This window comes from Microcella sp., assembly GCF_033763155.1.
In the GTDB taxonomy this organism is placed as follows: domain Bacteria; phylum Actinomycetota; class Actinomycetes; order Actinomycetales; family Microbacteriaceae; genus Microcella.
In genome coordinates, this window is sequence record NZ_JANRKZ010000183.1 from 1 (window position 1) to 7,293 (window position 7,293).

The 7,293-nt window shown below is 65.4% G+C and carries 9 protein-coding genes; 2 read left to right on the forward strand and 7 right to left on the reverse strand.

Features of this window, described 5'->3' with window-relative positions; all coding sequences use genetic code 11:
* Positions 1–1,902 (reverse strand): alpha-galactosidase (locus tag SFU54_RS07690; protein WP_319015699.1); only part of this gene is annotated, 1,902 nt, incomplete at its 3' end.
* A 92-nt stretch (positions 1,903–1,994) separates the two neighbouring features.
* Between SFU54_RS07690 and SFU54_RS07695 the strand changes: the two genes are divergently transcribed.
* A complete protein-coding gene (locus tag SFU54_RS07695) occupies positions 1,995–3,092 on the forward strand; it encodes a Gfo/Idh/MocA family oxidoreductase (protein WP_319015700.1) in 1,098 nt (365 codons plus the stop codon).
* Positions 3,092–3,847, forward strand: coding sequence for a ThuA domain-containing protein (locus SFU54_RS07700; protein WP_319015701.1), 756 nt, complete (start codon positions 3,092–3,094; stop codon positions 3,845–3,847). The genes SFU54_RS07695 and SFU54_RS07700 overlap by 1 nt, the downstream gene beginning before the upstream one ends.
* A 49-nt stretch (positions 3,848–3,896) precedes the next feature.
* Here the strand turns inward: SFU54_RS07700 and SFU54_RS07705 are convergent, their stop codons facing one another.
* The 6 genes from SFU54_RS07705 to SFU54_RS07730 all read right to left on the reverse strand — a co-directional run.
* On the reverse strand, positions 3,897–4,292 hold the full coding sequence (locus tag SFU54_RS07705) for a hypothetical protein (RefSeq protein WP_319015702.1): 396 nt from the start codon (positions 4,290–4,292) through the stop codon (positions 3,897–3,899).
* A 327-nt stretch (positions 4,293–4,619) separates the two neighbouring features.
* Positions 4,620–4,820 (reverse strand): hypothetical protein, encoded by a 201-nt coding sequence (locus SFU54_RS07710; protein ID WP_319015703.1) that lies wholly within the window; start codon positions 4,818–4,820, stop codon positions 4,620–4,622.
* A 54-nt stretch (positions 4,821–4,874) separates the two neighbouring features.
* Positions 4,875–5,411: a hypothetical protein gene (locus tag SFU54_RS07715; protein WP_319015704.1), complete on the reverse strand. Its 537-nt coding sequence runs from the start codon at positions 5,409–5,411 to the stop codon at positions 4,875–4,877.
* Positions 5,412–5,514: 103 nt separating this feature from the next.
* A complete protein-coding gene (locus SFU54_RS07720; protein ID WP_319015705.1) occupies positions 5,515–5,979 on the reverse strand; it encodes a hypothetical protein in 465 nt (154 codons plus the stop codon).
* Between the two features lie 142 nt (positions 5,980–6,121).
* Positions 6,122–6,982 (reverse strand): carbohydrate ABC transporter permease, encoded by an 861-nt coding sequence (locus SFU54_RS07725; protein ID WP_319015706.1) that lies wholly within the window; start codon positions 6,980–6,982, stop codon positions 6,122–6,124.
* Between the two features lie 2 nt (positions 6,983–6,984).
* The coding region (locus tag SFU54_RS07730; RefSeq protein WP_319015707.1) for a sugar ABC transporter permease at positions 6,985–7,293 on the reverse strand (309 nt) is incomplete at its 5' end.

Genomic DNA, 7,293 nt, shown 5'->3' on the forward strand with positions numbered 1-7,293 from the left:
GCGTGTTCCCCCCTCGAGCACGAAGGCGCCGATGAGCATGCGACCGTCGGGCAGCGTGAGCTGGATGCTCGGCGCCCGGTCACCCCACCCACCCCGCACGGGGCTCGCGGTCAGGGGTTGCAGCACGCCGTCGCGCACGAATGGCTCGACCTCGCGCTGAAACAGGTCGACGTGTGTGCGCAGCCGGTCGATCAGTTCTGGACGCAGCTCGGGCAACCGCAGGCTCACGCCGAAGCGGTGCAGCATGGCCGCACGCAGCATCGTGTCGAACTCGTCCACCGTGACGGTCGACCAGTCGCGCCACGCGGGCGGGTAGTCGCCGCGCCACTGCGACCACGACCAGTGCAAGATGCCCACGGGCGGCAGCAGGTTGCGCACGCCCCACAGCACCTGCAAGTGGTGCTCGGTGTAGTCGGGGTCGCTCAAGAAGAAGGCGTGCACGTGGCGCGCGAGCCCGAGGTCGATGCGCAAGCCGCCCGACGAGCACGACTCGAGCATGAGGTCGGGGTGCCGCGCGCGCAGCTCGTCGAGCACGGCGTAGAGGCCCTCGTAGTGGCGCAACAGGCCATCGCCCGCGCCGTGCCCGTGGTCGGTGCGCGTGCAGCCGGCGTCGGGGTCGATGTTGAAGTCGAGCTTGATCCAGCGCGCGCCCGTCGTGGTGATGAGCGTGCTCATCGACTCGAGCACGTGCTCGCGCCCCGCGGGCGAGCCCAGGCACACGTAACCCAAGAAGGTGGGGTCGGCGGGGTCGAGCGATTCGGTCTGCACGCGATACGAGGGGTCGGCCCGTCGCGCCTCGACCGAGTGCGCCATCGCTTCGGGGTGCGCGGCGCGCAACAGTGAGTTCGCGCCGACGGCTTCGGCCTCGATCCACATGCCCGGCAGCACTCCCGCATCGCGGATGCTCTGCCCGAGCGCCTCGAGCCCCGACGGAAACCGCGCGGTGTTGACGCTCGACCAGTCGCCGCGCTGCTCTTGCCAGTAGCTCGTGGGGTCGGCGGCGCCGAACCAGCCGGCGTCGACCGTGGCCACCTCGATCCCCACCTCGGCCGCGACGCGCGCGTTGGCCGCGATGACCTGCTCGTCGACTTCCTGGTCTTCGTAGGGCCACCAGTGGTTCCACTCGACGGGCAGAGAATCGGTGAACTCGGTGCGGGGCAGCCAGTCGGCGGCGACGGCGCGCTGCAGGGCGACGGCGGCCGCATCCAGCGACGGCGCTACGGTCAGCACCACGCTCGGGGCTGTCACCGATTCGCCCGGGGCGAGGTCAACCCAAAACCGCCACGGCGAAATGCCCGCGGTGATGTGCCCGCCTGCCATCGCGTGAATGTGCCAGTTGCCGCTGTAGGCGGGGGCCACCGTGAGGGCCGCGGGGCGCTCGCCCTCGCCGGGGCCTCGACCGGAGCCGCCGCGCACGGGCCCGCGCTCGAGACCGAGCCACGGAATCATGCCGTGCGAGCTTCGCCCCGAGCGGCTCTCGAGCACGAGGTGATGGCCCGCGTGCCCCTGCAGCGGCCGAAACTCATCGCCCCACGCACTCGTGAAGCCGTTCGTGCGCCAGGCCGGGCCCGTGACGAGCGAGAGCGGATCCATGCGCGTAATCGTGAGCGGATGCTCGCCCTCGTTGCGCAGCGTCAACGCGAATTCCCACACGGGTTGGCCGGCGACCCGGCGCGCGCTCCACGCGGCGTGCAGGCTCGTGCCCTCACCGGTGTCGGCCAGCGTGCCCTCGATCGTGACGAGGTCGCCCTCGCCGCCGATGCGCGGGTCGACCCAGTGATCGACGGGCCGACGGTCGACCTCCACGAAAAGCGGGGCGGCATCACTGAGAATGGTGTCGTCGAGGGTGACCGCAAGGCGCCCCCCATCGTCAGGGCGGGCGCGCACCAGTGCGTCGGTCATATCGAGGTCCTCACCTGTAGTCTTTACATCATACCTAAAGGGCGCATGCGCGTGACATGTGCCTGAACCCTCCCATCGAAAGAGCACTGCCCGTGGCAACAATCCCCTCCACCCCCGCCCCGCTCCGGGTCGGCGTCATTGGCCTCGGCATGGGCTCGGTGCACCTCGACGCCTACGCGGCCATGCCCGACGTTGAGGTCGTTGCGCTCTCGGGTAAAGAAGAGGCGCGACTCGCTGAGCTCGGCGCGCAGTACGGCGTGCGGCACTTGCTCGCCGACTGGGCCGACCTCGTGACGCTTCCCGACGTCGACGCCGTGAGCATCGCCACCCCCAACGCGCTGCACCACCCCATCACCATGGCGGCGCTCGCCGCCGGCAAGCACGTGTTTTGCGAGAAGCCCATCGCCATCGACACCGCCCAGGCGAAAGAGATGGTGCAGGCCGCGCGCGACAACGACCGCGTGCTCGAGGTGGCATTCAACCACCGTCGCCGCGCCGACGTGCAATATGCCCGCACCTATCTCACGAGCGTGGGCATCGGACGGGTCTATCACTCGCGCGCCTCGTGGCGTCGGCGGGCGGGCATTCCCGGCTTGGGCTCGTGGTTCACGAACAAGGCGATGGCGGGCGGCGGCGCGCTCATCGACCTGGGCCCGCACGTGCTCGACTCGCTGCTGTTCTTGCTCGGCGAACCGCGCGTCGTCTCGGTGAGTGCCGTCACCCACGGCGCACTCGGTCGCGCAGGCTACGGCTCGTGGAACCGCGCCGACCAAATGTCGAGCACCGCCGGCGCCTTCGAGGTCGACGACCTCGCGAGCGCCCTGTTCCGCCTTGACGACGGCTCGAGCGTGGCCTTCGAAATCAGCTGGGCCGGTCACGGGGTCGACAACGACGACATCTCGATCGAACTGCTCGGCATCGAGGGTGGGCTGCGCCTCTTCATTCCGCAGTATTCGAGCGATGACACGCTGCGCATCTACCGCGACGAGGCCGGCGCGCCCGTGACGATCACGCCTGAGGTTCACGTGGTCGGGGGCGAGCATCCCTTGGTCATTCGCGAATTTGTCGACGCGATTGCCAGCGGCGACTGGGATGCCCACCGCGGCGACTTCGCCCTGCATCGCACCGCGGTGCTCGATGCCTGCTACCGCTCGGCCGCCAAAGGCCGCGAGATTCGACTGGAGCCCTGATGACTGCTGCGCCCGCCACTACACCGCTGCGCGTGACCGTGTGGAACGAGAACCGGCACGAGAGCGACCCCGAGTCGCTCACCGCGAAGCTCTACCCGACGGGGATGCACGGCGCGATCGCCGCCGGCCTCACCTCGCTGCTCGGCGACGCTGTCGAGGTGCACACCGCCACGCTCGACGAGCCCGAGCACGGCCTGCCCCAGTCGGTCGTGGATGCGACCGACGTGTTGCTGTGGTGGGGCCACGAGGCACACCCCGAGGTCGATGACGCCGTGGTCAACCGCATCTACGAGGCGGTGCTTGGCGGTATGGGAATCATCGTGCTGCACTCGGGCCACTACTCGAAGATCTTCAAGAAGCTCATGGGCACCACGTGCTCACTGCGCTGGCGCAACGACGGCGACCGTGAAGTGGTGTGGACGGTCGACCCCACCCACCCCATCGCGGCCGGCGTGCCTGACCCGCTCGTCATCGAAGCGCAAGAGATGTATGGCGAGTTCTTCGACATTCCCACCCCCGAAGAACTCATCTTCATCTCGTCGTTCTCGGGCGGCGAAGTCTTTCGCTCGGGCGCCACGTGGACTCGCGGGCACGGGCGGGTCTTCTACTTCTCGCCGGGCGACCAGGACTACCCCGTGTACCACCACCCGAGCATCCACCGCGTGCTCGCCAACGGCGTGCAGTGGGCGGCCCCCACGCGCCGCGGCCCCGCGATCGACGCGACCTTCCACCCGCGCGGCTGGTTCGACGCGTAGGGGATGCCCGACGCGGCCTACGGCTAACGTCTCAGGCGCAAGCGCCGAATCACCTGCCGCTAACTGTTTGGCTAGTGGGTTTTTCTTGCCGCCGCTTCGAACGCGCGGTCGTCACCAGGCGGAGGTCGGCTTGGTGACTTAAGTGCACCCGTACCGCCTTTAAGAAGTCGGCAATAACCGAAGCGTCTGATTGGTAACCAACAGAGTCAGCCGGGAGTGGTTCGAATCCGAGCCAGCCCGACGATTCGACGTGCAAAGCGCGGATGATCTGGTCATCGTCAGAACCACTCTCCAACTCGTTGATGGCTCGAATAACAAGCGAATCGTAAGAATCGACGGGCACATCCGTGAAGTCACTGATCCCCAAGGGATCCCATCCGAAGGCAGCGCGGCGAACGTTTTCCCAAACGTCATCAATAGCGTCACCGGGTGAAGGTTCACTCATCACAACCGCCTCCTCAGATCGTCATTGCACGTCGCCCGGAGCCGACTGATCACGCGACCTAACGCGGAGTCTCCAGACTGCCCACCAGACGCCGCCGACGAGTGCAACAACCACTAGCAACTGAGCCCACCAGGGGGCGGCGAGGACTGACTCGCCGCCACCGAAGAAGAGCCAGGCTGACGCCCCGACAGTTAGCACGACAACAAAGAAATCCAAGAATCTCAAGGAGTCACCTTTGCGTGCTCGTCGACCACTAGTGCGCATCGCGACCACTTCCCCTTCTCAAGGTGATATACCAGAGGCCTATCGGCGGTGTCGGCCTGTGCGTCAGGCTACGGCGAGCGTCACACCCGCGATGATGTTGACGACGCCAATGAGGCCAAAGAATGCCGCAAAAAGGTTCCTCCCAGCGCGGGTGAGTCGCGGTATTCGCAAGGTCCGCGAACCACCCGCGACGATGAAGACAATGGGCACCATGAACAGGATCGCAAACGCCCCGAAAACGATTAGTGCAAGTGCAAGGCTCACCGCTTCACCGCCGGTCTCTCACTTCTCCGTAGTCCTTGCACACGGGATCGCCTTTCAGCGACCGCTCGCGATGGAGCCCAGGTCGGAATCGTCGGGCCACTTTCCGGTCGAGGCGTCGTAAAGCAATACATCTGCCGACGTCCCATCGAGGAAAACGAACCTCAAGCACGGTTCATTGAACGGATTACTGCGGTTGATGGTTGTCGCGTAATGGCGCTCAATATCGACGCCCACAACAAGCTCGCCCACAGGAACAAGACCCGCTGGCCGGAAAAAGCTCACGCGATCTGGTTCGAGTTTGGCTACGAGCAACTCTGGCCTGAAATCTTCACCGAGCGAACTGCCCACTCGCCTGACAACCCGAGCTGCCTTCCGATCAAACTGCGTCAGCACCAGGCGAGACCCTGGTGACGTTCGGCTGAGCTCTGCAGCCGCCCTCATCGCGGCGCTTCGCGCGCGCCCCACAACAACGATTGAGCCGATCGCAAGCAGAAGAAGAACCGCGATGATCGCCACAGCGACGAACATCTCCGACCCGGCCCCGTCGGCGTACCGGGCAAAGATGCCGATTGAACTCACAAGAACGATCACAGGGCTAGCAATTGCGAAGATCCGCTTGGCTGTGTTCGACACCGGCGCTCCAAAATCTCGATCAGTTGACACTAGTGAGCAGAGCCTTCAAAGAGTGGGCAGGCTAGAAGCACGGGCCGTCGGTCTCGCGACCGTCGGGGCGCAGCCACGTCGTTTCGGACAGGCCGTCGTCGCCGATCGTGAAGCCCGCGGTGAAGTCGTCTTCGGCCGGGCTCGTCGGCAGTAACTGCACGAGGATTGAGTCGCCCGGGTTCATGGGTATAGGAGCCTGCGTCGTCACGGTGAACGTGCTAGCCAACTCACTCACCGAGATCCAGGAGCGAGAGTCGAGGGCAAGTGAGCCTGTGGCATCGAGAACCGTTTCGATCGGCGCGCCGAACCCGCTAGCCCGGGTTTCGATGAAGACAGATCGGATCTCGATGTCGTCGCAGACCGCGATGAGAAGCTCCGTGCCGTCACGTTGAATAGCGACGGGGCCCAGCGCGAAGTTCTCGAAACAGCCCGCGAGCGACACCGTCATGGCGCCGACGAGCACCGCCGTCACTGCTGTTGAGACGCGCCGGGCCATGTCGCTCCTTCGTTCTCGCGCCAGAGTACTGCGCTGCGGGCAGCCCGCCCCAGCCGAGAGTGCACGGCAGAGCATCCACAGAACGACCCGAACTCGCGAGGCCGGGCGCTCGGGCAGCCTGGCCCCGCGAGAGACGGGCGGCCTAGCGGCTGACGCCGACCTGCAGGCCCTGCATGATGTACTTCGACGCGAAGGCCAGCAAGATCAGCGGCACCGAGGCCGTGATGAAGAGGCCCGCCGAGACGAGTGGTTGGTCGGTCAAGAACCGTTCGCCGATGCTCGCGAGCTGCGGGGTCAGCAAACGCATCGACTCTTCGGGAATCAAGATGACCGCGAAGATCAGCTCGTTCCACGCGCCCAAGAACTGCAGCACCGCGAGGGTCGCGAGGCCGCTCGAGCCCATGGGGCGCACGATCGACCACATGATGCGAATGAAGCCCGCGCCATCGATGCGCGCCGCCTCGATGACCTCGTCGGGAATACCGCGGAACGACAGCGTCAAGAAGAACGTCGCAAACGGCAGACCCGTGGCCACATACACGAGAATCAGGCCCGCGTAGGTGCCGGTGAGGTCGAGGCGCGCGAGCAAGAGATAGATCGGGATGATCAACACGGGCCCGGGAATCAACATGACCGACACGAACGTGGCCGTGATGTATTTCTGCCCCGGCACCGGTAACTTCGCGAGCGCATACCCCGCGAGCGAGGCCAGCACGAGAATGATGCTGACCGAGACGGTGCCCACGAACAGGCTGTTCAAGAACGCCTGCCCGATGCCGTAGTTGACGGCAAGGCTGATGTAGTTCTCGAACGTCCAGACGCCCGGCAAGCCGAACGGATCTTGCAGGTAGTCACTGTTGGGCCGCAACGACGTCAAGATGACGAAGTAGAGCGGATAAATGATGGTGGCGGCCACCACAACAAGCGCCACGAAGATCGGCCACTGCGTGCGGCTCGACGAAATGCGCTTGCTGATGACGACGTCTTCTTCGGTGTCAGCCACGATCAGTCATCCTCTCCGAGCTTGAACACCCGGTTCTGAATGAGGGTGAGAACGCCGATGAAGATAAACAGGATGACCGCGAGGGCCGCACCCGAGCCCAGGTTCGTGCTCGAGAACGCCCGCAGATACACGAGGTAGTCGATCGTCGTCGTATCAAAGCCAGGGCCGCCGGCCGTCATGACGTAGATAAAGCCGAAGAGCGACGAGAACGTGTAGAGCACGTTGATGATGAAAACGAAGCCCAGCACGCGACGGATGTTCGGCAGCGTGATGTACCAGAGGCGCTTCCACCAGCCGGCACCGTCGATCGC

Excerpts from the sequence above, each read along its gene's own strand:
- SFU54_RS07700 (WP_319015701.1), top strand. The coding sequence starts at position 3,092 with ATGACTGCTGCGCCCGCCACTACACCGCTGCGCGTGACCGTGTGGAAC.
- SFU54_RS07705 (WP_319015702.1), bottom strand. The coding sequence starts at position 4,292 with ATGAGTGAACCTTCACCCGGTGACGCTATTGATGACGTTTGGGAAAAC.
- SFU54_RS07720 (WP_319015705.1), bottom strand. The coding sequence starts at position 5,979 with ATGGCCCGGCGCGTCTCAACAGCAGTGACGGCGGTGCTCGTCGGCGCC.